The 24,021-nt window shown below is 53.5% G+C and carries 20 protein-coding genes, 1 pseudogene and 1 riboswitch; of the genes and pseudogenes, 10 read left to right on the top strand and 11 right to left on the bottom strand.

Annotated features, from left to right (window positions below; translation table 11 throughout):
- Positions 1–148: 148 nt before the first annotated feature.
- Positions 149–574 carry a hydroxyisourate hydrolase gene (gene uraH, locus ACEQFP_RS03560; protein WP_097364072.1) on the bottom strand — a complete coding sequence of 142 codons (426 nt, stop codon included), beginning with the start codon at positions 572–574 and terminating at the stop codon, positions 149–151.
- Between the two features lie 521 nt (positions 575–1,095).
- On the opposite strand from uraH, the pseudogene ACEQFP_RS03555 reads away from it, so the two are divergent.
- Together ACEQFP_RS03555 and ACEQFP_RS03550 are read left to right on the top strand one after the other, a co-directional pair.
- Positions 1,096–1,678 (top strand): annotated as a pseudogene (locus tag ACEQFP_RS03555) (IS5 family transposase); the annotation flags it as partial.
- Between the two features lie 625 nt (positions 1,679–2,303).
- Positions 2,304–2,705, top strand: a complete 402-nt coding sequence (locus ACEQFP_RS03550; protein ID WP_005283220.1) for a hypothetical protein — start codon at positions 2,304–2,306, stop codon at positions 2,703–2,705.
- 78 nt (positions 2,706–2,783) lie between these two features.
- Here ACEQFP_RS03550 and traT read toward each other — a convergent pair whose 3' ends face one another.
- The 4 genes from traT to lsrR all read right to left on the bottom strand — a co-directional run bounded on the left by traT (position 2,784) and on the right by lsrR (position 7,030).
- Positions 2,784–3,524: a complement resistance protein TraT gene (gene traT / locus ACEQFP_RS03545; protein ID WP_005296711.1), complete on the bottom strand. Its 741-nt coding sequence runs from the start codon at positions 3,522–3,524 to the stop codon at positions 2,784–2,786.
- A gap of 450 nt (positions 3,525–3,974) precedes the next feature.
- Positions 3,975–4,325 (bottom strand): cupin domain-containing protein, encoded by a 351-nt coding sequence (locus tag ACEQFP_RS03540; RefSeq protein ID WP_068870018.1) that lies wholly within the window; start codon positions 4,323–4,325, stop codon positions 3,975–3,977.
- Between the two features lie 19 nt (positions 4,326–4,344).
- The gene (gene lsrK, locus ACEQFP_RS03535; protein WP_109728645.1) at positions 4,345–5,937 is read right to left on the bottom strand and encodes an autoinducer-2 kinase; all 1,593 of its coding nucleotides are present in this window, start codon (positions 5,935–5,937) and stop codon (positions 4,345–4,347) included.
- A gap of 136 nt (positions 5,938–6,073) precedes the next feature.
- The gene (gene lsrR, locus ACEQFP_RS03530; RefSeq protein WP_370550504.1) at positions 6,074–7,030 is read right to left on the bottom strand and encodes a transcriptional regulator LsrR; all 957 of its coding nucleotides are present in this window, start codon (positions 7,028–7,030) and stop codon (positions 6,074–6,076) included.
- Positions 7,031–7,280: 250 nt separating this feature from the next.
- On the opposite strand from lsrR, the gene lsrA reads away from it, so the two are divergent.
- The 7 genes from lsrA to ACEQFP_RS03495 all read left to right on the top strand — a co-directional run bounded on the left by lsrA (position 7,281) and on the right by ACEQFP_RS03495 (position 14,482).
- The gene (gene lsrA, locus ACEQFP_RS03525; RefSeq protein ID WP_068870025.1) at positions 7,281–8,834 is read left to right on the top strand and encodes an autoinducer 2 ABC transporter ATP-binding protein LsrA; all 1,554 of its coding nucleotides are present in this window, start codon (positions 7,281–7,283) and stop codon (positions 8,832–8,834) included.
- The gene (gene lsrC, locus ACEQFP_RS03520; RefSeq protein ID WP_068870027.1) at positions 8,828–9,877 is read left to right on the top strand and encodes an autoinducer 2 ABC transporter permease LsrC; all 1,050 of its coding nucleotides are present in this window, start codon (positions 8,828–8,830) and stop codon (positions 9,875–9,877) included. The genes lsrA and lsrC overlap by 7 nt, the downstream gene beginning before the upstream one ends.
- Positions 9,874–10,875 (top strand): autoinducer 2 ABC transporter permease LsrD, encoded by a 1,002-nt coding sequence (gene lsrD, locus ACEQFP_RS03515; RefSeq protein WP_068870029.1) that lies wholly within the window; start codon positions 9,874–9,876, stop codon positions 10,873–10,875. Before lsrC ends, lsrD begins: the two co-directional genes overlap by 4 nt.
- Positions 10,876–10,902: 27 nt before the next feature.
- Positions 10,903–11,925: an autoinducer 2 ABC transporter substrate-binding protein LsrB gene (gene lsrB, locus ACEQFP_RS03510; protein ID WP_068870031.1), complete on the top strand. Its 1,023-nt coding sequence runs from the start codon at positions 10,903–10,905 to the stop codon at positions 11,923–11,925.
- A 26-nt stretch (positions 11,926–11,951) separates the two neighbouring features.
- Positions 11,952–12,827, top strand: coding sequence for a 3-hydroxy-5-phosphonooxypentane-2,4-dione thiolase (gene lsrF, locus ACEQFP_RS03505; RefSeq protein WP_370557735.1), 876 nt, complete (start codon positions 11,952–11,954; stop codon positions 12,825–12,827).
- Positions 12,828–12,875: 48 nt separating this feature from the next.
- On the top strand, positions 12,876–13,166 hold the full coding sequence (gene lsrG / locus ACEQFP_RS03500; protein WP_068870036.1) for a (4S)-4-hydroxy-5-phosphonooxypentane-2,3-dione isomerase: 291 nt from the start codon (positions 12,876–12,878) through the stop codon (positions 13,164–13,166).
- Between the two features lie 215 nt (positions 13,167–13,381).
- Entirely contained in the window at positions 13,382–14,482 is a 1,101-nt protein-coding gene (locus ACEQFP_RS03495; RefSeq protein WP_068870101.1) for a glycerol dehydrogenase, read from the top strand.
- 141 nt (positions 14,483–14,623) lie between these two features.
- Here ACEQFP_RS03495 and thiE read toward each other — a convergent pair whose 3' ends face one another.
- Entirely contained in the window at positions 14,624–15,259 is a 636-nt protein-coding gene (thiE, locus tag ACEQFP_RS03490; RefSeq protein ID WP_005283207.1) for a thiamine phosphate synthase, read from the bottom strand.
- 205 nt (positions 15,260–15,464) lie between these two features.
- A riboswitch (TPP riboswitch) is annotated at positions 15,465–15,565 on the bottom strand.
- A 644-nt stretch (positions 15,566–16,209) separates the two neighbouring features.
- Between thiE and ACEQFP_RS03485 the strand changes: the two genes are divergently transcribed.
- Positions 16,210–16,842 carry a nitric oxide reductase gene (locus ACEQFP_RS03485; protein ID WP_068870038.1) on the top strand — a complete coding sequence of 211 codons (633 nt, stop codon included), beginning with the start codon at positions 16,210–16,212 and terminating at the stop codon, positions 16,840–16,842.
- A gap of 77 nt (positions 16,843–16,919) precedes the next feature.
- On the opposite strand, the gene pflB is transcribed toward ACEQFP_RS03485, so the two are convergent.
- The 5 genes from pflB to tdcA all read right to left on the bottom strand — a co-directional run bounded on the left by pflB (position 16,920) and on the right by tdcA (position 23,855).
- Positions 16,920–19,208: a formate C-acetyltransferase gene (pflB, locus tag ACEQFP_RS03480; protein ID WP_068870040.1), complete on the bottom strand. Its 2,289-nt coding sequence runs from the start codon at positions 19,206–19,208 to the stop codon at positions 16,920–16,922.
- 32 nt (positions 19,209–19,240) lie between these two features.
- Entirely contained in the window at positions 19,241–20,449 is a 1,209-nt protein-coding gene (tdcD, locus tag ACEQFP_RS03475; protein WP_370554531.1) for a propionate kinase, read from the bottom strand.
- 32 nt (positions 20,450–20,481) lie between these two features.
- Positions 20,482–21,813, bottom strand: a complete 1,332-nt coding sequence (gene tdcC, locus ACEQFP_RS03470; protein WP_005283191.1) for a threonine/serine transporter TdcC — start codon at positions 21,811–21,813, stop codon at positions 20,482–20,484.
- Positions 21,814–21,834: 21 nt separating this feature from the next.
- The gene (gene tdcB / locus ACEQFP_RS03465) at positions 21,835–22,824 is read right to left on the bottom strand and encodes a bifunctional threonine ammonia-lyase/L-serine ammonia-lyase TdcB (RefSeq protein ID WP_005283186.1); all 990 of its coding nucleotides are present in this window, start codon (positions 22,822–22,824) and stop codon (positions 21,835–21,837) included.
- 89 nt (positions 22,825–22,913) lie between these two features.
- A complete protein-coding gene (gene tdcA, locus ACEQFP_RS03460) occupies positions 22,914–23,855 on the bottom strand; it encodes a transcriptional regulator TdcA (protein WP_035598013.1) in 942 nt (313 codons plus the stop codon).
- Between the last annotated feature and the right edge of the window lie 166 nt (positions 23,856–24,021).

Below are 24,021 nucleotides of genomic sequence, written 5' to 3'. Positions count from 1 at the left end.
CAAGGCATGCTTACAGGCCTCAAGATCATCTTCCGGGGTATGGCCAGTCCACGTTTTCCCGTTGCAGGATAAAATCACTGTAAATCACCAATCCTAAAAGACGCCTAGCCGGCGTCTTTTTATACATGATTTCTGTGGAGTCAGCTCATCAGCTTCCACGATATGTTGAGTATCCATACTGACTCAGCAGTAGCGGTATATGGTAGTGCTCACCGGCTTTTTTCACATGAATGATCACCGGAATTTCAGGGAAGAAAGTATCTTCGTTATGATTGGCATAATACTTACCCGTTTCAAAGATCACTCGATAATCGCCTGGCTCGATATCTTTGCCAACTGGATATAGAGCATTAATGCGCCCATCCTGACTCGTAACAGCCGAATTCAGCTTGACCCATTTATCCCCCTCTTTTTTATCCAGGATCACGCTAACACCTTCAGACGGCACCCCCGTTTTCAGGTTCAACACATGAACGCTAATGGGATTTTTAGCAGCTTCCGTCTGTGCAGCGAATGAAACTGAGGATGCGGAAAGCACCATCCCGACCAGAGAAAGTCTTAAATATTTATTCATCTTTTTAACTCACTCAATAATACATTGTTGGAGAATATTTAATAATGCAATCAACATAATGCAGTCAATAAGAAAAAGTTAACTTTTTTGTGATATTTAAATCATGCTGAATGAATAACATAATCACAATTCATTGATATAGTTGCCTTTGACTGACATCACCACGGTAGGGTGTACTCTAGGGTTTAAATATAGAGTCGCCCCCTCCACATCACCGGTTCGAATTGACCGGCGTGGGGGTTGACTCTGATCCCTTTGTATTAATCCGCCGTTCGCTTCAGATATTTTACGGGTATAAGCAGGCCCAGGATTTATGACCAAATAGGTGCTTTGAACTGCACCGCGGTTTTGTGGAAGAGGGTGAAATCCGGGAAATCAGGCGGCCATAGCCTCGCTCCCGATGGGGACGTAATACACTTCTCTGGGCTTTGTTGAATGCATCGAACGCTTGCTGAGTTGAAGGAGCCGATCACGCGTCATTTGCTAACACGGGTCGTCCCGGAGCAAAGCAGGAGTTCAGGATCCCCCACTGGCGCAACGACAACAAAACCCTCGTCAATCGTGGCTCCGTCACTTGCTGGCTGGATGACGAGGCGATCCAGGCCTGGTATGAGTCAGCAGTACCGTCATCACGGGGGAGATATCGGCGCTATTCCACCCACGCCACCACGACGATTCTGGTGATTAAACGCACATTCCGGCTGCCCCAATGGACTGCACAGGGCTGTATGGATTCCATTTTGCCCTGATAAGCGTTTCGTTACGCCGCCCGGATTATACCCGAGTCATCAAGCGAGCTACGTCGGTTAACGTCTGCTTTAAAACGCCCATCCTAGGTGAAGTAGCGCATCGGATGATGGATTCCACCGGATTGAAGGTCTGCGGCGAAGATGAATGGAGAATCAAAAAACACACTAAGGAACGCCGTCGTATCGGGCGAAAGCTGTACTGGCCGTTGACAGCAAAACACGTGAAGTTATCCGTACGGATCTATCGTAGAACAACGTTATCGATGCAAAAACCCTCCCCGGACTTACCCGGCAGATCCCGCGGAAAATCAGGTCAGCGGCGGCGGGTGGTGCTTACGACACCCGGCGGTGTCACTCGCCCCACACGGCTTGTTACGCCCCAGATCGTCACCCATCGCAGTCTACCAATTAAAGCGTGACTCATCTTATCCACCGGGCTATCGCAATCAGTCGGTGGAATTATCGTTATCGTCCTGGGATGGCAATAGCTAAGAAGGCCGCGCAAAGTTAACCCTTGCTAATCTTTTTTTAAGATTAGCCTTTATTTATAATATAAATTAGTAGAAATCTAATCAAATTGATAATTTTCACCACGCTCACCCGTGCATATATCAAACAGCGCGATGTCACCAAGCTTAGGCAATGGATTGCGTTCAAAAAATGAATAATTTCCAATTGGATTTATTATCGACACGCCACGGTGAATAAGCTTGGTTGGCGCCTAAGCCATATATTTCTAGCGGCGGAGTTTTCCCTATAAATACAGCATAATAAGACCACTATCACCATAATGATAGTGATGCGGAAAACGACTCTCAGAAATAACTCGCCACGCTGGCAACATCGCTGACCGGATACGCCATGACATCAATGTGATATGGCGAGAGGTAACCCCATAAAGGATGCGCTAATCTTGTTAGCAGACCAATGACGCATGGCGTCATCAGACCAGTATCTTCATATTCTCAAGGAGAGTTCCCATGGTTCAGTCCGCAACGCTAGCAGCCCCCGAGATAAATAGCCAACAGGGTAGCGATGCCGCATCGGCCATCGTGCTGAGGGTGGTGGATCGCGATGATGCCCTCAATCTTATGCGCACCTTGGTATTCCCAGTCAGCGAAACCCGTGAGCAGGTAAGCCAGATCTTACGGCGTAACCCGAAAATAATCGAAGAGTGGCTGCGTGAATTTAATCGCGGCTTCGCGGAAAACCAGCAATGCTGGTTCGAACAGCATATTCTGGTGGTACCGCATGTACGAGAAAATCTCCCCGCGGTGCAAAGCCAACTGGCACACTTGCTGGGTTCGCTGCAGCTCCGCTATCGCCCCGGCGCCATCGTCCCCTTGCCACAATGGATCGATATGATGGAGTTGCGCGCCTAACCGAGCCCTCTGCGAAAACATCACGCCCCGTCATCGACGGGGCGCTTTGCGTTATCCCCTCACCAGGAGGAGTAACGCTTACAGAATACCGGCAATAGAGTTCGCCAGTTGCGCTTCGAGTACCGGTTCAGCTTGGTTAAACTTCAGGTTGACCTGATTGGCGCTAGAGACGATACGAGTCTGGTAGCGTTGCTGATTGCCGCCCTGCACACTGCTGGTTTGAATCTTCGCGCCAGAGGTACCCTGACGCAATGCCGCCACGTTGTCCGTGCTCACCTTAGCCGTAGTGCGCTCGGCGATCTGTACGTCCGTCACCATGGTGTAGTTGACGTCCTCAATCATCGCATCCGCCGCCAGACCGATCAGCCCCGCCGCCAAACCGACCCCCAACGTCGCCCCTGCCGAGGTGGTATTATAAGCCGTTATCCCAGCGCCCAATGCCGCCCCCATCGCCGCCCCTTGGTAGCCTTGATTTAGTAGCCCCTGCGCCTCACGCAGATCCATACGATCGGCGCGTAGCACGTTGGCCTGAACCCAGTAATAGGCGCGGTCGGGATCACTCACCAGTTGATATCCCTTGGCCTGAATCGCTTGCGCGATACGCGGCTGTAGATCGCTCAGAGGCTTATCGGAAGTATTCTTGACCTGGAGATAAACCGTTTTCTGATTGGACGGCTCCAACCAAATCGTCTCGCTCATCTGGGTCTTCACCTCCAGATTACGTTTTTTAATCGCCGTGGTCATCGCACCACAACCTGACAACAACAGACAGGCCGCAACCAAGGCGACAATAGCGGTATTTTTATAATGGCGTTGCATGATGAATCGCTTCTCTCAGAGGTCAATAAAATGCATCCATGGCCTAGTGCCATGGTAGGTAAAAAGTGTGACGATTATAGAAATGGGATTGTCAGCAAGGCAAATTGACTGACAAAAAATGAGCCTGAATCAGGAGTATTCCGAGGTGAATCTAAATAGAGAGTAAACGAGTCATCTGTATTTTTACAGGACCGTCCAAGCTAATTACTCCTAAAGGGTTAAGCACCTTGATAAAGTAAAGACAGTTATCACTCGCTCATTTTGTATAACCAGAAAAGATGCATCATAAATACCGTGTATTATGACCAGGTTTATCCCCTCAAACAGCCCATCAGCGCACGTCAAAAAGTTCCCGCTCTATTTCACATGGCACGGAAGATTAATGGCTACGCGAGGCCCACGCCGAGCTCACTCCCAACGCAGGCACGGTATATGACACGGTAGTGCGGCTCACCAGGCCGGTGGCTCAGCGGGATGACTATCGTTTAGACGATGCGGCGACTTGATAAATACCCCCTTCCACGGCTGCTCACCCCGGTTTACCAAGAAATGGGCCTCACCCGGTTCACACTGCAATACATCACCGGGACGCAATAAATGAGGCTCCCCCTCCAGATAGAGATAAACCTCACCACTGAGAGTATAGAAAATCTCACAAGACTCCTGATGACGATGGTTAGGGAAGGACTGCCCCGGTTGTAGCATGACCACACCCATGTCACACTGAGGCCCCCGGATCAGGTACTTTGGACCACTATCGCCGAAGCGGTACTCATGGCACTGCTCGTTGCTCTTATTCATCATCCACCTCCTCTCGTTCTCACAGCCCAGGTGCTTTCCACAACGACGTGGTGAGCCCCTCATCCACCAGTCCGCGCTGATCTTGATAGATCGCTTGCCAGGTCTTACGCGCCTGTTGGTATACTGCGGCATGCTGTGCATTAGGATGATGCTCACGCTCCCAACGTACTAAGGCTTCACCTGTTGTCGCCAGTGAAGAATAGACCCCGGCACCGACCCCAGCGGCGATGGCACAGCCCAAGGCGGTAGCCTCTTTCACCACCGGAACACGCACCGGCAAGCCAGTGACATCCGCCAAAATCTGGCTCCAAAGCTTCCCTTTCGCACCGCCACCGGCAAAGACCAATGCATCGGCCTGTACTGACGAGAAATCGGCGATTTGTTGTAGATTGCAGGCAGAGACGATGGCAGCATTCTCTTCCAATGCTCTGAATAGGGTAGCTTTATTACATTTTTCCGCATCGATACTCAGATTGATGAAAGAAGGGGCCGCGTGATACCAGCGCTTGAAGCGCATCACATCAGAGAAAATCGGCATAACTCCATAGGCACCCGCGGGCACACGGCTGGCCATCTCCTCCAATAAGGTGTAAGCATCCATCCCCAAACGCTCAGCAATCAGCTTCTCCTCGGCGCAGAAGGCATCGCGGAACCAACGCATGGTCAGCCCCGTAAAAAAGCTAATGGATTCACTCTGCACCATACCGGGGATCACATGAGGATTGATGCGGACATTCATATTGGGATCGGTCAGCGGATACGGCATATTTACCACCTGCTGCCAGAAAGTCCCCCCCAGCACTGCCGTCTGCGCGGGGCGGACAACGCCCAGACCGAGACAACCGAGCTGTACGTCTCCTCCGCCAACGATCACCGGGGTTCCTGGCCGCAAACCACACTGTGCGGCAGCCGTCGTCGTTACCGCCCCCAGCGGCATGCCGCTCTCCCTAACCGGCGACAGGATATCGGCGCGTAATCCGGCCATTTGTAACAGACTCGGCCTCCAGTTGCGCGTCTGTAGATCCAATAACCCGGTGGTCCCAGCATTCGACGGATCGACAGCCAGCTCGCCACTCAGCATATAGGCTAACCAATCGCTGATCATCGTGACCGTTGAGGCACGACGATAGATATCACCACGATGATGAGCGAGCCATAGCAGACGAGGAATCGCGCTCAACGCTAACGTTTGACCGGAGCAGTGATAAACCTCACTTTCGAAGCTATTATCATGCAACTCCTTGAGCTCACTGACCTCATGAGCGGCACGTGCATCAACATTGGCGCAGGCCCAGATAGGCTCACCCTCCGCATCATAGATCACGATACCCTCCCGCATCGAACACGCGGCGACCGCGATGATCGCCTGCGGTGCCAGCCCCGCGGCATGGAGTGCCTGGCGGATACACTGGCAAGCTAATTGCCAGTTATGCACCAAATCGAACTCCATCGAACCGGGAACATCGGGCACCGCTAGATGGCACCACTCGGCCTGCCCCAATGCGACTTGATTGCCCTGGAGATCAAAAATGACTGCCCTGATGCTACCGGTACCAGCATCCAGTGCCATCAGGTAGCCACTCGCTTCCGTATCAGTTCCACATTGCGCCATCGTGTTCATCCTCGGCTTATGATTAATATCAACTCACTGCGCTACATCTCCCAATCATTCACTCCATCCTTCTCCCCGCTAGGGTCAAAGGGATATCACCCGCCATCGTCTCGCGATATGCTCTACAATAAAGCAGTTATGCTAAGGCCAATATATGAGCCGCAGTCTCTTGATCCGTGACCAATCCATTGATATACCCTCCGGTCATCGCTGCCATGATCGCTTCTGCTTTATGCACACCGCCAGCGACCCCGATAACCTGCGGGATCGTCGAGAGCGCGGCCAGACTCAACCCAACCAACTCGTCGTGAATCTGCATGTTTTGAATTATTTTCCCTTTTATATCAAAAAAATAACCAAGGATATCGCCTACGGCAGACTGACGGCCAATCAGTAATTGCTCCCCTGCGGTGATATAGCCGGCACGCAGGATGGTTGCCTGCTCCTTCTGATTGATGGCTCCAATGCCGACTACTGCGGCATCAGCCGCTTGTGCCGTCAACATGACATCCTTCACGCTGTTCTCATTCTGCAATGTCCGTGCGATCGCCGCAGAGGACGCGCGCAATGGCGCTGGAATGATGCTGACGCTACAGGCCGCATCTAACTGCCCGATCCCCGTCATGTAAGGACCAACTCCACCGGAAAGCGTCACCAAACGAATCTGGCGAGCAGAAATAAAGCCGCTCAATCGCTTTAAGGTATTCATGGTCGCCTCGCCAAACCCCACCGCCAACAGTTGATGGGGTTGCAGTGTCTCCATCAACATATGCGCAGCTCCGATCCCTAAACGACCGCTATTTTCCGCGCCAGGCAAAGCGGGCAAGACGCGTACGCGCTGAAGCTCGAAGCGTTGGCGCAGCGCATCCTCGTATTCAAGACAACCAGCGAAGCGAGAGTTAATCTGGACGCGAATGATGCCGCTTTGATGCCCCTTCTCTAGTAGGCGAGAGACCTTTAACCGTGTTAACCCCAAACGTTCACTAATCTCACTCTGCGTCAAGCCATCGTGATAATAGAACCAAGCGATACGCGCCACCTGCTCCTCTTCGCACATACCACCTTCCAGTATCCCGCTTTCATTCGTCATCATAATTTCACTTCACATTGAACATTTATACATAATGGACACAATTGTTCAGTTAATCGTGGCGAATAACTGTGATTATAGCCACAGTTCAACATCGCAATTGAACAAGTTATCCAACAAAAATCATTTCTTCACAAAACGTGATCGCGGTGATGGTTTTATCGCCACCTCTTGACTAAGGTTATGAACAATTATTTTTCATAAAAACATTTGTTCAATCATACCACCCGTACCACGGGTGAACGGAGGCCACATGCATAGCGAGCACCCGGCTACTCCTCCCTTACTGTGCACGCGAAATATTTGCAAAAGCTATTCGGGTGTAGATGTCTTAAAAGGCGTCGATTTTACGCTGCAACACGGTGAGGTTCATGCCCTGCTCGGTGGTAATGGCGCGGGTAAGTCGACCTTGATGAAAGTAATTGCCGGTATTATCGCCGCCGATAGCGGCAGCCTCGAGATCGATGGCCGGCCCTGTAGTTCACTCACACCGGCGAAAGCTCACCAATTAGGGATCTACCTGGTTCCCCAGGAGCCATTGCTCTTCCCCAGCCTATCGGTGCAGGAGAATATTTTGTTCGGCCTGAGCGGGCCCGGCTTGCCTGCTAAAATGTCCCGTCTCCTAGTCGCGCTCGGCTGCCAACTCGATCCGAAGAGTATCGCTGGGACGCTAGATGTTGCCGACCGGCAAATAGTCGAGATCATGCGTGGACTGATGCGCGACTCACGAATCCTGATCCTTGATGAGCCTACCGCCTCACTAACCCCAGCCGAAAGCGAACGTCTGTTCACGTTATTGCATGAGTTGTTGCAACAGCACGTAGGCATTGTATTCATCTCTCATAAACTGCCAGAAATCCGCCGACTGGCGCAGCGCATCAGCGTCATGCGTGATGGTGTCATTGCTCTCAGTGGTGCCACCACAGACCTTAGTAACGACGCCATCATTCAAGCCATGACTCCCGGTACACGAGCTATCCCACTCGAAGCAGAACAACGGCTATGGTTGGACCTGCCCGGAAGTCGCCCGCTCCAGCCGCTAGGCAGTACGGTGTTGACAGTCGAGAATCTCAGTGGTGAAGGTTTTATGCAGGTGACCCTGACGGTACAAGCTGGTGAGATCTTGGGGCTGGCGGGACTCGTTGGATCAGGACGCAGTGAGCTCGCGGAGACACTCTACGGCATTCGGCCATCCTCCTCGGGAGAGATCCACCTCCTCGGTGAGGCTATCGGCATATTGAACTGTCGCCAACGTCTGGAGCGCGGACTTGTTTACCTGCCCGAGGATCGCCAATCCTCCGGTTTATATCAGGATGCATCTCTGGCCTGGAATGTCTGTGCCTTGACACATAATGCTCGTGGCTTCTGGGCTAAACCGCGACGTGATGAAGCCACGCTCGAACGTTATCGGCGCGCGCTCGATATTCGCCTTTCCTCACCACATCAACCAGTACGGACCCTCTCTGGCGGCAACCAACAAAAACTCCTGATCGCCAAGTGTCTGGAGGCTGCGCCACGCTTGCTCATCGTCGATGAGCCTACCCGTGGCGTAGATGTCAACGCCCGCCAAGATATCTACCAGCTGCTGCGCAGTATCGCGCAACAGCATGTTGCGGTGCTGTTTATTTCCTCCGATCTGGAAGAAATCGAACAGTTGGCTGATCGAGTCTACGTAATGCATCAAGGGTCGATCTATCCCGATGCCTTAAGTGGCGCGGAGATCAATGCCGAAAACATCATGCAAGTCGCCTTCGGACAAGCACCACGTAGTCGCTCAGTACAAGGTGAGCAGGAGGCCGTATGTTGAAACTGATCCAAACCAATCGAGAGCTTACCGCGCTGTTAGCCGTGTTATTGCTCTTTCTGTTACCTGGAATATTCGATCGCCGTTACCTCACATTATCGACTTTGGGAATGATCTTTAACAGCGCACAAATCCTGATGCTACTCGCCATCGGTGCGACGCTGGTCATGCTCACCCGTAATATCGACGTCTCCGTCGGTTCCATCACCGGAATGTGCGCGGTACTACTCGGCCTCGCGCTCAATACTGGCTACAGCCTGCCTCTCGCCTGCCTCCTGGCGCTACTACTAGGCGCCGCAGCAGGTTGTTTCAACGGTATGCTAGTTGCTTGGCTGAAAATCCCGGCGATTGTCGCCACCCTGGGAACCCTTGGACTTTATCGCGGCGTTATGTTGCTGTGGACCGGGGGTAAATGGATCGAGGGACTGCCCGCCGACTTAAAACAGCTCTCCGCGCCATGGATGTTTGGTCTCTCTCCTATCGGTTGGCTGACCCTAATTCTGATGGTAATCATCGCAGGGTGGCTAGCCAAGACGTCATCGGGACGCAGCCTCTACGCAACCGGTGACAATCTACAGGGCGCTCGCCAACTTGGCATCGCGACGGAACGGGTACGGCTCCTCGCCTTCACCCTTAACGGCATCATGGCAGCGCTTGCCGGGATCGTCTTTGCCGCACAGATCGGCTTTATCCCGAATCAAACCGGAACCGGGTTGGAGATGAAAGCCATAGCCGCCTGTGTGCTTGGCGGGATTAGCCTCTTAGGTGGCTCAGGTAGCATTATCGGCGCCCTACTCGGAGCCTATTTTCTCACCCAAATCGACAGCGTACTGGTGCTATTGCGCATCCCGGCCTGGTGGAATGACTTTATTGCCGGCTTGGTGCTGCTCGCCGTATTGATCTTCGATGGCCGTCTACGCCAGGCATTAGCAAAAAACCTGCGTCAGCAAAAATATGCCCGTTTCATGCCGCCTACCGAGAGATCTCTCCGCGATCCTTCGGTCTGTGCGACATCGAAAACCGATGAGAAGAAGGAGGCCGCATGAGGTGTAACTGGCAGCGTTATGGTTGGGAATGGGCGTTGGCTGCCCTATTAATCCTCGAACTACTCGCCTTTGGGCTCATCAATCCACGCATGTTGGATCTGAATGTCTTACTCTTTAGTACCAGTGACTTCATCTGTATTGGGATCGTCGCCCTGCCGCTCACCCTGGTCATTGTCAGCGGAGGCATCGATATCTCCTTTGGCTCGACTATCGGCCTATGTGCCATCGCGCTGGGGGTATTATTTCAAGCTGGGGTACCGCTTCATCTTGCCATCCCGCTCACACTGCTGCTGGGGGGAGCATGTGGTCTCCTGAACGCCGGCTTAATCCTCTATACCGGTGTCAATCCGTTGGTGATCACCCTGGGAACGATGTATCTGTACGCTGGTAGCGCGCTACTGTTGTCGGGAATCGCTGGCGCAACTGGCTATGAAGGGATTGGCGGATTCCCCGCCGCCTTCACCGACTTCGCTAACTTGGCGCCATTCGGCCTGCCATTACCGTTACTTCTCTTCTTGTGTTGTGTATTGTTCTTCGCCTTATTACTTCACCGCACCCATTTTGGCCGTAATGTGTTCTTGTTTGGTCAAAGCCAACGCGTCACCCAATATAACGCTATCGCCATTCAGCCGACTCTCTATGCGTTGTATGGCCTGACCGGGTTAGCCTCCGCTATCGCCGCTATCCTACTAGTTTCCTACTTCGGTTCGGCGCGCTCGGATCTCGGCAATGCTTTTTTAATGCCAGCGATCACCGCCGTGGTCCTAGGAGGAGCCAACATCTACGGCGGTGCAGGCTCCATCATCGGCACCGCCATCGCCGCACTCCTGATTGGTTATCTGCAACAGGGGTTACAGATGGCGGGCGTACCTAATCAGATCTCCAGTGCGCTTGCTGGCGCACTGCTCATCGTTGTTGTCGTTGGTCGATCCCTCAGCCTACATCGCCACCAGATCCGCGCCTGGATCATGCGTTGGCGAACCGTACGGCAAGGTTGATGTCCCGTTGCAAACCAGGAGAAGCAAATGAGTAAACCCAGTATCAAACCTATCGCGCTGTTTACCGCCCTCTCCCTCGCCTGCGCGACGCTAAGCGTACAAGCGGCGGAGCGCATCGCCTTTATTCCTAAGCTCGTCGGCGTTGGATTTTTCACCAGCGGCGGTAACGGAGCTCAAGAGGCAGGTAAAGCCCTCGGTGTGGAAGTGACTTATGACGGTCCTACGGAGCCTAGCGTCCCCGGTCAAGTTCAACTGATCAATAACTTCGTCAACCAAGGCTATAACGCCATCATCGTCTCCGCTGTCTCGCCAGACGGTTTGTGCCCCGCCTTGAAGCGAGCGATGCAACGCGGCGTCAAGGTATTGACCTGGGATTCGGATACCCAACCAGAGTGCCGCTCTTACTATATTGATCAAGGCACACCAACACAGTTAGGCGGCATGTTGGTCGATATGGCGGCACGCCAAGTTCAGAAGCCCCAAGCGAAGGTTGCCTTCTTCTACTCTAGTCCGACCGTAACGGATCAAAACCAATGGGTAAAAGAGGCCAAGGAAAAAATCGCCAAAGATTATCCAGGTTGGAAGGTCGTTACCACTCAGTTTGGCTATAACGATGCCACGAAATCCTTACAAACCGCGGAGGGCATCATCAAGGCTTATCCCGATCTGGATGTCATCATCGCCCCCGATGCTAATGCGCTGCCTGCCGCTGCACAGGCGGCTGAAAACCTTAAACGCGACCATATCGCCATCGTCGGTTTCAGTACGCCAAATGTGATGCGTCCCTATGTCAAACGCGGCACGGTAAAAGAGTTTGGGCTGTGGGATGTCGTCCAACAGGGGAAAATCTCGGTCTATGTCGCCAATACATTGCTGAAAAAAGGAGCATTACAAGTCGGCGACAAACTGGATATTCCCGGTGTCGGGATGGTGGAAGTTTCACCAAACAGTGTGCAGGGCTATCACTATGAAGCCAAAGACAATGGCATCGTGCTACTGCCGCAACGCGTCGTGTTCACTAAAGACAACATTGATCAATACGATTTTTAAATGCCCCTAATGGCTAGGAGCCTATCATGGCAGATTTAGACGACATTAAAGACGGCAAAGACTTTCACCTCGACACCCCACAGCGTAATACCCCATTCAACCTCAAGGGATGCGGTGCGCTAGACTGGGGGATGCAGTCCCGCCTATCACGTATCTTTAACCCGTATAGCGGTCATACCGTGATGTTGGCCTTCGATCATGGTTACTTTCAGGGGCCCACGACTGGACTAGAACGCATCGACGTCAACATCGCGCCCCTATTCGCCCATACCGATGTGCTGATGTGTACCCGAGGGATCTTACGCAGTTGCGTGCCACCGACCAGCAACAAGCCCGTTGTCCTACGAGCCTCGGGCGCCAACTCCATCCTGACGGAATTAAGCAATGAAGCCATCGCCGTCGCCATGGATGATGCCGTACGCCTGAATGCCTGTGCCGTCGCCGCGCAAGTCTACATTGGCAGTGAGCATGAGCATCAGTCAATTAAAAATATTATTCAGTTGGTCGATGCCGGCATACGCGTTGGCATGCCTACCATGGCCGTCACCGGGGTCGGTAAGGAGATGGTCCGCGATCAACGCTATTTCTCGCTGGCGACCCGCATCGCGGCAGAAATGGGTGCACAGATCATCAAGACCTACTACGTCGATCAAGGTTTTGAACGTATCGCGGCAGGTTGTCCGGTACCCATCGTCATCGCCGGGGGTAAAAAACTGCCGGAGCGAGAGGCGCTGGAGATGTGCTGGCGTGCCATCGATCAAGGGGCATCAGGGGTGGATATGGGACGCAACATTTTCCAATCCCATGCCCCGATTGCCATGCTGAAAGCAGTACACACCGTAGTGCATCAGCACGAAAATGCCGAGCATGCCTACCAGTTATTCCTCAGCGAACAAGGTTAATTGATGTGGAGCGGACTAACACCGCTCCGCACATTCAGGAGATCCGTCATGCATGTCACACTGGTCGAAATCAACGTGCATCCCGACAAGATTGCCGAATTTATTCGAGTATTTCGCCATAACCATCAGGGTTCAATTCAAGAACCCGGCAACCTACGCTTCGATGTCCTGCAAGATCCACAGGTGCCAAGCCGCTTCTACATCTATGAAGCCTATGTCGACGAGGCCGCTGTAGCCTATCACAAGACGACCGCACACTACCGTACCTGTGTCGAACAGCTAGCCCCCTTGATGAGCGAAGCCCGCAAAAAAACCGTATTTATCGGCCTGATGCCCTAATCCGTTGCGCTTCACACTCCGCTCCCCGTAGTTAAGGGGGCGGATATTGCGTACGCTCACCCCACACCCTTCCCGTTCATCAAACGATCGTTAGTCGATCGGCATAACCTAACCCAGCGCATGTCTTCCGGCTGAATGCTACGGCATAATCGCCAGAGAGAGGGGGGCCCTCGCGCCTCTTCCCCGCGACTTTCTTTCCTGACAGGAGTGTAATGATGTTAAAAGTCATCCAATCACCATCCAAGTATATTCAGGGACCCGACGCGCTACAGTCCATCGGGCAGTATGCCAAGCTCTTAGCCAGTAGCCAGTTTGTCATCGCCGACGATTTCGTGATGGGGCTGACCGGAGACACGGTAGCCACCAGCTTGCGCGAGGCCGGGGTGGAGGGGCATTTCTCCCGCTTCGCCGGTGAATGCTGCCGGAAGGAGATCGATCGCTTGGGTGCCGAGTTGAAGAGCCTTGGCTGCCAAGGCGTGATCGGGATCGGTGGCGGCAAGACACTGGATACCGCGAAAGCCTTAGCCTACTACCAAGGCGTACCGGTACTGATCGTGCCAACCATCGCCTCGACGGACGCACCGACCAGCGCACTCTCGGTGATCTATAGCGAGCATGGCGAGTTCGAGGAATATCTGATCTACCCGACTAACCCCGATATGGTGTTAATGGACACGGCGATCATCGCCAAGGCGCCGGTACGCCTGCTGGTCGCGGGGATGGGGGATGCCCTCTCCACCTACTTCGAAGCCCAGGCCTGTGTCGACTCTCATGCCATCAGCATGGCGGGTGGCGAGTCAACGCGGGCGGCATTAGCGCTGGCTCGCCTCTGTTATGAAACGCTACTCGAGGAGGGCTTCAAAGCGAAGCTGGCCGTCGAGGCGGGCGTCGCCACGCCTGCGGTGGATAATATCGTCGAGGCCAATACCTACTTGAGTGGGCTAGGATTTGAAAGCGCCGGGCTCGCCGCGGCTCACGCGATCCACAACGGCCTGACGGTGCTGGAAGAGTGCCATAAGATGTACCATGGGGAGAAGGTCGCCTTCGGCACGCTATGCCAGTTGGTGCTACAAAACAGCGACAGCGAGCAGATCGAGGCGGTACTCGATTTCTGTGTACGGGTCGGGCTCCCCGTCACCCTCGCACAGTTGGGGATCGAGGATGGACCGCAACTGAACGAGAAGATTATGGCCGTGGCGCAAGCCAGTTGCGCCAAGGGCGAGACCATCCATAACATGCCCTTTAGCGTCACACCGGCACAGGTCTACGCCGCGATCCTGGCCGCCGATCGGTTAGGGCGAGCCTGGTTAGCGTAAGCCTCATGGCGGGGCCACTCAACGCCCCGCCTAATCCGTGTCCTGATGCTGGAGAGGCCTACGCCACCCAGCTAACGCCACCATAAAGCCAATGAGGCACGCCTCGTTGCCGTTAGCTGACGTCGTATCGGCCTAGGCGGCTCACTCGCCCCCGGCACCAGCCAGCGCCAACAAGTGTGCCGTGGCCTCGCGCCAATCCGCCGCCTGGGTAATGGCGCTGATCACCGCCACACTGCCGACACCGGTCGCCAATACCGCAGGCACCCGCGCCAGAGTGATCCCCCCGATGGCGACAGTCGGGTAATCACCCAGACGTTGAATGTGACGCGCCAACTGTGCGATCCCTTGCGGCGCCGAAGGCATCTGCTTGCTCTGGGTGGGAAAGACCTGCCCCAACGCAATATACGAGGGACGCGCCGCGAGTGCGACCTCGATCTCCATATCGTCATGAGTAGAAACCCCCAGGCGTAATCCCGCCGCCCGAATCGCCGCCAGATCCGTCGCAGCCAGATCCTCCTGACCGAGATGTACGCCATAGGCTTGGTGCTTGATCGCCAGGCGCCAATAGTCGTTGATAAATAACCGGGCTTGATAACGACGACCTAGCTCAATCGCCGCCTTCACCGCCTCCTCCAACTGTTCGTCATCGCGATCCTTGATGCGTAACTGTAAGGTTCGCACCCCGGCCTCCAGCAGGCGAGCGATCCACTCGACGCTGTCGACCACGGGATAGGCGCCTAAGCGAAAGGGCACCGGCGGGAAATCAGGCTGATACATCAGGCATTCTCCTTGCGTAAAACGAGGCGGACTCCCCCTAGGGGGAATCGACGCCGATTCATGGGCGCGACACGCGCTGGACAAGGCGAGATAGACCTGTCGGCGCGGGGACTTGAACGAATGACATCCTCCGCCCCTAAGGCGGAAATGCAGTTTGTCGGACGACGGATAACGCCAGAGAGGCTTTCACCTGACGTGAGGTGATAACACGAAGACGCTTGTTCCCTTCGCAGGTATCAGCCTGATCAGGTTCTGCGGATCCCGAATCAACGGTCTCAGCCCAACGGGGCACTCCGACAAGATAACGCCTCGCTCGGCGAGCGGGGCAGCAGGGTAAACTACGCGTTAACAGGCGCGATCTCAAGCGGCGAGGGAGGATAATCGCCACGACATCACGCGCCGGCGTCTCCCCCCGCCACGCTCGGCGCGCCCCTCTCAGAGGCGGCAACGCGCGCCGCTATCGCTCAATCTGGCAAGCCAACGATCGGGGGCGTCCCCCGCGAGGACGAATCGGGGAGATGGCAACAATAACGGTGTCGCGATCCCCTCCCCGTCTGCAACTGGCTGTTATCAAAAGACAGGGTCTATTTATTCTGTCAGCCAGGCCGCCGTCATAATGACCTCACTCACCACGCGGAACGACATGGCTAGGCCACCCACCAGTCAACCTCGTCAGGAAACACCAACACCCCATGTCAAGCAATAAATATCAGCATATTAAATTCTGCTTACCTGTGTGTGTAACTGCATAACAGCCAAGTTATTAGCTATAAGAACAAAATAAATAAAATATAGAAAATAATAAAATACATTCACTTTAATAAACCAGAAAATAAAAATAACCGAAATGAATAATATGGAAAAGCCAGCCCAATCCAGTTATATCTCAAGATAAGGAGCCGTCCAGCGCAATACGCAACAAGCCGCGAATAAAAATAACAGAGTAGATAATGAAAATAACGATATCACTCGGTGATATATTCCTATTTATTATGATTATCGCGATCACACTCTATGCCATCTGGCTGCCGCCATCCGGCGAGCCCGCATGGTTAGCCTCATCGATTGACTATATTGAGCAGGGACAGGCGCTATGGCTCGCCTTTGTCGTGTTGTTTATCCCCTACCGTTGCTGGCGCGAACGGCTCGACGTGGATGACCGCCGCTTCTGGTACTGGGCTACCCTATGGTGGCTCACCCTGTTAGGGCGCAGCATCAGTTGGGGGCGGGTCTATTTCCCCCATGGGCCACGGCTACTCTTTCATGGCATCGCTGCCCTACTGATCGCCGCACTGCTACTCTCGCTACTCTCCTCCCAGTTACGTCGTGCCATCGCCGCACGCTACCGTCTGCACCCGATCCCCATATGGCGCCTGGTGGCGGTAGTGTTGGCCTTCGCCGGTGCCGACGCCGTCGAGCATCAACGCGCGCTTGCCCACCCTCTCCTATCCAGTGCGAGCCCTTACCGAGATCTGATTGAAGAGTTATATGAATGCCCGTTTCTGATCGGCCTGTTTCTTATCACGTTGCACATGTTGAACCACGAGCGATATTTACGGCGACAACGCGCATCCAAGGCATAGAAAATAGAAAAAATGAGGCCGCCCAGAAGGACGGCCCCGCGACATAGACGACTCAACGCCCGCCTCCACACTAAGCGTTAGAAACAACGGGTAAAGGTACGTGAGATGACATCCTGCTGCTGCTCTCGCGTGAGCGCATTAAAACGCACGGCGTAACCCGATACGCGAATCGTCAGATTGGGGTAATTCTCTGGATGCGCGATCGCATCCAGTAACATCTCCCGATTCATCACATTCACGTTGAGATGTTGCCCCCCTTCCACCCCATCCTGATGGTGGAAGTAGCCATCCAATAGTCCCACCAGATTCGTCTTACGCGTCTCCTCCTCCTTGCCCAAGGCCTGCGGGACGATGGAGAAGGTATAAGAGATACCATCCTTGGCATAGGTAAAGGGCAACTTGGCCACTGAGGTCAATGAAGCCACGGCCCCGCAGCGATCGCGGCCATGCATCGGGTTAGCCCCCGGAGCAAACGGCATTCCCGCACGACGCCCATCGGGGGTATTACCGGTCTTCTGCCCATAGACCACGTTCGAGGTAATGGTCAGAATCGACTGCGTCGGCACCGCGTGGCGGTAGGTCGGCAACGCCTGAATCTTCTTCATGAAACGCTCCACCAGTTCGCAGGCAATCCGATCCGCGCGATCATCGTTATTGCCGTACTGCGGATACTCACCTTCAATGGCGAAGTCGATAGCCAGCCCCTGCTCATCACGAATCGGTCTCACCTTGGCGTACTTGATCGCGGAGAGGGAGTCTACCGCCACTGACAGGCCAGCGATGCCGCAAGCCATGGTGCGATACACATCGCGATCATGCAGCGCCATCAAGGCCGCCTCATAGCTGTATTTATCGTGCATATAATGGATCAGATTCAGCGCACTGATGTACTGTACCGCCAACCAATCCATAAAGTGATCGAGACTGGCGATCACCGTCTCATAATCCAGCACCTCATCCATCAACGGCGCCCGCTGCGGTCCGACCTGGATCTTCAGTTTTTCGTCGACGCCGCCATTGATCGCATACAACAGGGTCTTGGCCAGGTTGGCGCGAGCGCCAAAGAACTGCATCTGCTTGCCAATCACCATCGGACTGACACAACAGGCGATGGCATAGTCGTCACTATTGAAGTCAGCGCGCATCAGATCGTCGTTTTCATACTGCAACGACGAGGTCTGAATAGAGAGACGCGCCGCATAACGTTTGAAATCTGGCGGTAACGACTCCGACCAGAGGATAGTCAGGTTCGGCTCAGGCGCGGGTCCCATAGTATGTAACGTGTGTAAGTAGCGGTACGAGGTGCGGCTCACCAGCGTGCGGCCATCGAGCCCCATACCCCCAATCACCTCCGTCGCCCAGATCGGATCGCCCGAGAATAACGCATCAAACTCCGGCGTACGCAGGAAGCGCACCATGCGGATCTTCATGATGAAGTGATCAATCAGCTCCTGCGCCTGTACCTCGTCTAGCACCCCTTCACGCAGATCGCGTTCGAGGTAGATATCGAGGAAGGTTGCAGTCCGTCCGAGTGACATCGCCCCACCGTTCTGCGACTTCACCGCCGCCAGATAGGCGAAATAGAGCCACTGGATCGCCTCTTGAGCAGAGCGGGCCGGACGAGAAATATCATAGCCGTAGCTGGCCGCCATCTCCTGGATCTGCAATAAAGCGCGGCGTTGTTCCGCCAACTCTTCCCGCAGGCGGATCACCGCATCCAGATCCTCGCCGCGTTCGAGTCGGGGCTGAAGATCGGCGAATTGCCACTCACGCTCACGCACCAAGTAGGCGATGCCATACAGCGCTACGCGGCGATAATCGCCGATGATGCGTCCACGGCCATACCCATCCGGCAGACCGGTCAGGATCCCCGATTTACGGCAGCGCAGCATCTCGGGTGAGTAGACGTCGAATACCCCCTGATTGTGCGTTTTCCGCAGATCGCTGAATAGGTATTCGAAGGCGGGATCCATCTCCCGACCATAAGCCTGGAACGCGCTGCGGATCATGTTGATCCCCCCGAAAGGGTGCAGTGCACGCTTGAGCGGTTGATCGGTCTGTAGACCAACGATGGTCTCCAGATCGCGCGTGATATAACCCGGAGCATGTGCCGTAATGGTGGTCGCGATATTGCTATCAAAATCGACCGGCGCATGGGTCGCATTCTCGACGCGGATCCCCGCCATCACCTTTTGCCATAATGCCGTCGTCGCTGACGTCGCCGGGGCCAAGAATGACTCGTCACCGTAATAAGGCGTATAGTTATTTTGAATGAAATCACGAACATTAATTTCGTTTTTCCACTCCGTACCGGCAAAACCGCGCCACGCATCGCTATCGATGCGCACTTCACTCTTCATATTCATGGAAAGACTCTCTTTAACCGACAAGCCAGTAACTAGGCATAGTGCGTAGCAGCCTGCATCGCCCCAAGACGTAAGGCATCGAGGGCGATCATCTTCTCTTCATTGGTCGGGATTACGGCGCAAGGCACGGCGGAGTCGTCACTCGACACCACGCGATTACCGGCGCTGGCGGACAGATTGTTGTGTGCCTCATTGACTCGGACGCCGAAAACCGCCAGGTGCTCCATCACCAAGCGCCGGACTAGCGCCGAGTTTTCACCGATACCCCCGGTAAAAATGATGCCATCGAGGCGATGTAGCGAAGCGGCATGTGCACCGATATGACGAGCGACGCGATGCACAAAGGTGCGGATCGCCAAGTAGGCGCGGCGATGGCCCGCCTGCGCCGCCTGCTCCAGCTCTCGGAGATCCGAAGATAAGCCGGAAATCCCCAGCAACCCCGACTCCGTATTGACCATCTGCGCGAGATCGGCGAGAGACTGCCCCGTCTGCTCGGCAATCCAGGCGAGAGCCCCGAAGTCAACGTCACCGCTACGCGTCCCCATCACTAACCCCTCCAGCGGCGTCATCCCCATAGAGGTGTCTACGCTACGCCCGTTACGCACCGCACACACGGAGGCTCCATTACCGAGATGGGCGATCACCAACCCCGAATCCGTTTCAGGGAGGTCCAATAACCCGAGGGCTTGATGTGCCACGTAGCGATGTGAGGTGCCATGAAACCCATAACGCCGGACGCCATACTCTTCGGCATAGCGGTAAGGCAGCGCATACAGCCACGCCTCTGGCTCCAGGGTCTGGTGAAAGCTGGTATCGAACACCGCAACTTGCGTCACACCTGGAAACAGGTGTCTAGCGGACTCTATGCCGCTCAGATTGGCGTAGTTATGCAGCGGAGCCAAGGGGGCGATCTGGCGGATCTGCGCCATCACGCTCTCATCGATGATCACCGACTGCTTAAAGAGGTTGCCGCCATGCGCGACCCGATGACCGATTAAAGAGACGCTATCGCTTAAATTACGCTTCTCCAACTCGGCAACAATGGCCGCCAAGGCCGGCTCATAGCCCTGTTGTGTCAGCTTAACGGCCTCGCCGCCATTAACCGAGAGACGAGCATTTCCCCCGTTAATCCCCTCAGCTATCCCCGCGAGTAATAGCTCACAGCTCGTCGCATCGAGCACCGAAAACTTAATCGACGACGAGCCACTGTTAATCACCAGAACCACAGGAAACTCATGCATTGAATAACTCCCGCTATGTCGTTTGAAGAGCATTACAGCAACTGATAGACAATGTTCAGGATGGTGAGCAGGCCGATAATCGTGACGAAGTAGTTATCTACGTGGCCCTTATATTTCGACAGGGCTGGCACACGCCATACGGCATACATCGGTAGCAGACACAATAATGAGGCGATGATCGGCGCCCCCATCGCACCGATAAGATCCAGGATATTGGGGTTGATATAGGCGATGAACCACGTCGATCCCATGATGATCACCATGCTAAGCATGTTAAGTTTCTTCATCGGTACCTGGGCCTTATTACCGTGATAGCGGAACTTGATGATCAGACCGTTTAACCCCTCCAAGGTCCCCAGATAATGTCCAAAGAAGGATTTAAAAATAGCGACCAGCGCAATGATTGACGCGGCATACTCCAAAACGGTGGCATAGGTCGATTTCCCATCGCCCAACGAACTGAAGTGGTTAGCCAGATAAGAGAGGATCGGAATATTCTGTTGCTTGGCCTGTGCCATATCCTGAGGAGAAAGGGTAAACAGGCAACTGAAGGCAAAGAACATGACAACCACGACCATCAACACACTCGCGCGGGAGATAATCTGCGCGCACTTACGTTCGGTGAAGTCGCGGCCAAACTCGGTCTCATACTCCTCACGCTTCGAGACGACAAACGAGGAGACGATCGGTGAAAAGTTAAAGGAAAAGACCATGATGGCAATCCCTAACCAGACCGTCACCAGAATACCCTGGCCCCCCCACAGACTCAGGCTCTGCATATCGAAGCGGGTAAGCACATCGGAGGTCCAATAGGGGATCAGCGATAACGAAATAAGCACCAGGCTGGCGATGAAGGGAAAGACTAAATAGCTCATAACCTTAACCATCAGATCCTTACCGAAGTAGATAAAGAAAGCCATCAGCATCAGGATCAGTAATGCCACGAGACCTCGGTTAATCGCCGGCATATGGAGTTGATGCTCCCAGAAGGCGATAAAGGTATTGGTGATCGTCACCCCGTAAATCCATAGCAAGGGACAGATGGCAAAGAAATAAAGGAAGGTGATCACCACCCCGCCGGTAGGGCCAAAATGCTGATCGACGGTATCGGTAATATTATCCGATACGCCGCGTCCAGAGAGGCATAGGCGCGCCAACGCACGGTGACATAAAAAGGCGATGGGGAAAGCCAAGATCAACATAAAGATGATCGGTAATAAGCCGCCAATACCGGCGCTGATGGGGAAAAATAGTACCCCGGCACCGATAGCCGTACCGAATAACCCTAAAACCCAGCGTGTATCTGTTTTGCGCCAAGTCGTTGACTCAGCTTGACTCACGACGACACTGTCAGTGTTACTCATCGTTAATTCCTCTCAAAAGGATCAGGCATCCACCAGGCCGGTGATGTGGGAAACACGGGAGAGATCGATATTGCCGCCAGAGATCAGGCTGACGCTTTTCTTACCTTTGATATAGTGATCGAGTTTACCGCTCAGTAAGGCGGCAGAGGCCAACGCGCCAGCGCCCTCGGTAATCACCTTGTTACGCTGGATCAGCGCAACCATGCTGTTACGGATCTCCTCCTCACTCACCAACACCATGTCATCAACCAGTTCGCTAACGATGGTAAAGGGTAGGTTTCCGGGGCGAGAGACATCGCAACCATCGGCCAATGTGCCATTAGTCCGGTGCGACGTAATATCACCCGCGTAGTAAGAGGCCGCCATGCCGTGCACATTCTCTGACTGCACACCGATCACTCGAATGGTCGGGTTCACCGATTTAACCGCCAAAGCAATCCCGGCGATCAACCCCCCACCACCGACCGGGACAATCACGTTATCGACGTCGTAGAGATCCTCTAAAATCTCCAAACCAATCGTGCCTTGCCCGGCGATGACCAGCGCATCGTCATAGGGAGGAATAAATATCCGCCCCTCCATCTCGACGATCTCGCTCACCTTAGCGATGGTGTCGTTGAAGTTATTGCCGTGTAGCACGACCTCGGCAGAATAGTCACTGGTTGCGGCGACCTTCGATTTCGGCGCACAGGTCGGCATCACGACCTTGCCGTCAATACCGAGCATGGCGCAAGAGAGTGACACCCCCTGAGCATGGTTACCCGCCGAACACGCCACCACACCCTTTCGTCTCTCCTGCTCCGTTAGCGAGCAGAGTTTATTGAATGCGCCACGAATCTTAAATGACCCCGTACGTTGCATATTTTCAAACTTCAGAAATATCTCTCCCTGGCAGCGCTCGCTTAAATAGTTCGAGCGTGGCATGCCAGTTTTATATATCTTCCCCTGCAGACGATTTTTTGCCGCTTGAATATCGTCAATACTGACCGGAAGATCATAGGTAATATGCATGGTATCCTCACTAAGAGTAAATATATATTCAAAATTAACGACAATACTAAACTTACGGCTGACACTGGCCGCAAGCTATCCTGTAAAAATTAATCGGCAATACTCGCCAAAGGTTTAAACTGTGCGCAATGACTCGGTGAATATTGCTTGGCCAGCTCGACCAGTAACGAAGCGGAGCGTTTAATTCGGTAGTTTTTCGACCAAATGGCAGCGTAATGCGCGATGGGTAAGCTATCTTCAATCGCCAGAGTGGTAAATTGATTGGAACCAAATGGTGAAGTCATATCGCAGGGGATCACGGTTAAGAAATTAGCATTCAATACCAAGTTATAAATGGTTACCACCGAGTCGGTTTTAATGATATTGGCGCTACTGACATGATGTTTTTGCAGGGTCATCAATAACTGCTTGTAATAACCCATATCCGTCTGTGGCAATACCCATTGCTCATCTTTTAAGGCATCGAGCGTGGTCGGTGAATGCGCACTGCGCGACTTATTGGCAACGACGACAAACTCCGATTCAAATAATGACTCGACATGTAAGTCTTGTAACTGCATATCATCACTCAAGGTGCCGATGGCGAAGTCTAAACGACCATCACGAATCGCCGGGAGAAAGGTGCAGAGTTGTGCCTCAAACATCGATACCTGCGCGCTCGGAAACACATCCTTAAAGATTTTAATCATGCTAGATAAGAAGGTGAAACCGATTAGAGAGGGAAAACCAAAAGCCACATCGACCACACTACTACAACTCAATCCATTGATCTCACTGACCATGTTTTTCATTTCACGGGTAATCGATTCGGCGTAGGAGAGCAGTACCTGCCCCGCGCTAGTTAGCGTTACGCCAGTATTTTTCCGCGTGATAATTTCAATGCCAAAGTACTCTTCCATTTCACTGATGGTTTTACTCACGGCTGGCTGTGAAATCCCCAAGCGCTTAGCCGCAGCACCGATTGAGCCACAACGAATCACCTCTTGGAAGACAACCAACTGCTGTGTTTTGGGCAGAATAAACGTATTCATGTTCATCGTACTTATTCCCTCAATCGGTGTAGTCAGACTCTACTAAATATAGATATTAGGGAGATGTGTTACTGCTCACAAATTATATCCAGCACGATTTGATACAAATATTTATCTCTTATAAATCAATTAAGTAAATAAAAAATAAAACACATTTATATGACGC

It is taken from the genome of Edwardsiella sp. A.80236, assembly GCF_044540725.1.
Taxonomy (GTDB): domain Bacteria; phylum Pseudomonadota; class Gammaproteobacteria; order Enterobacterales; family Enterobacteriaceae; genus Edwardsiella; species Edwardsiella tarda.
The sequence above is the reverse complement of the archived record's forward strand: the minus strand, read 5'-3'. Positions and strand labels throughout refer to the sequence as shown.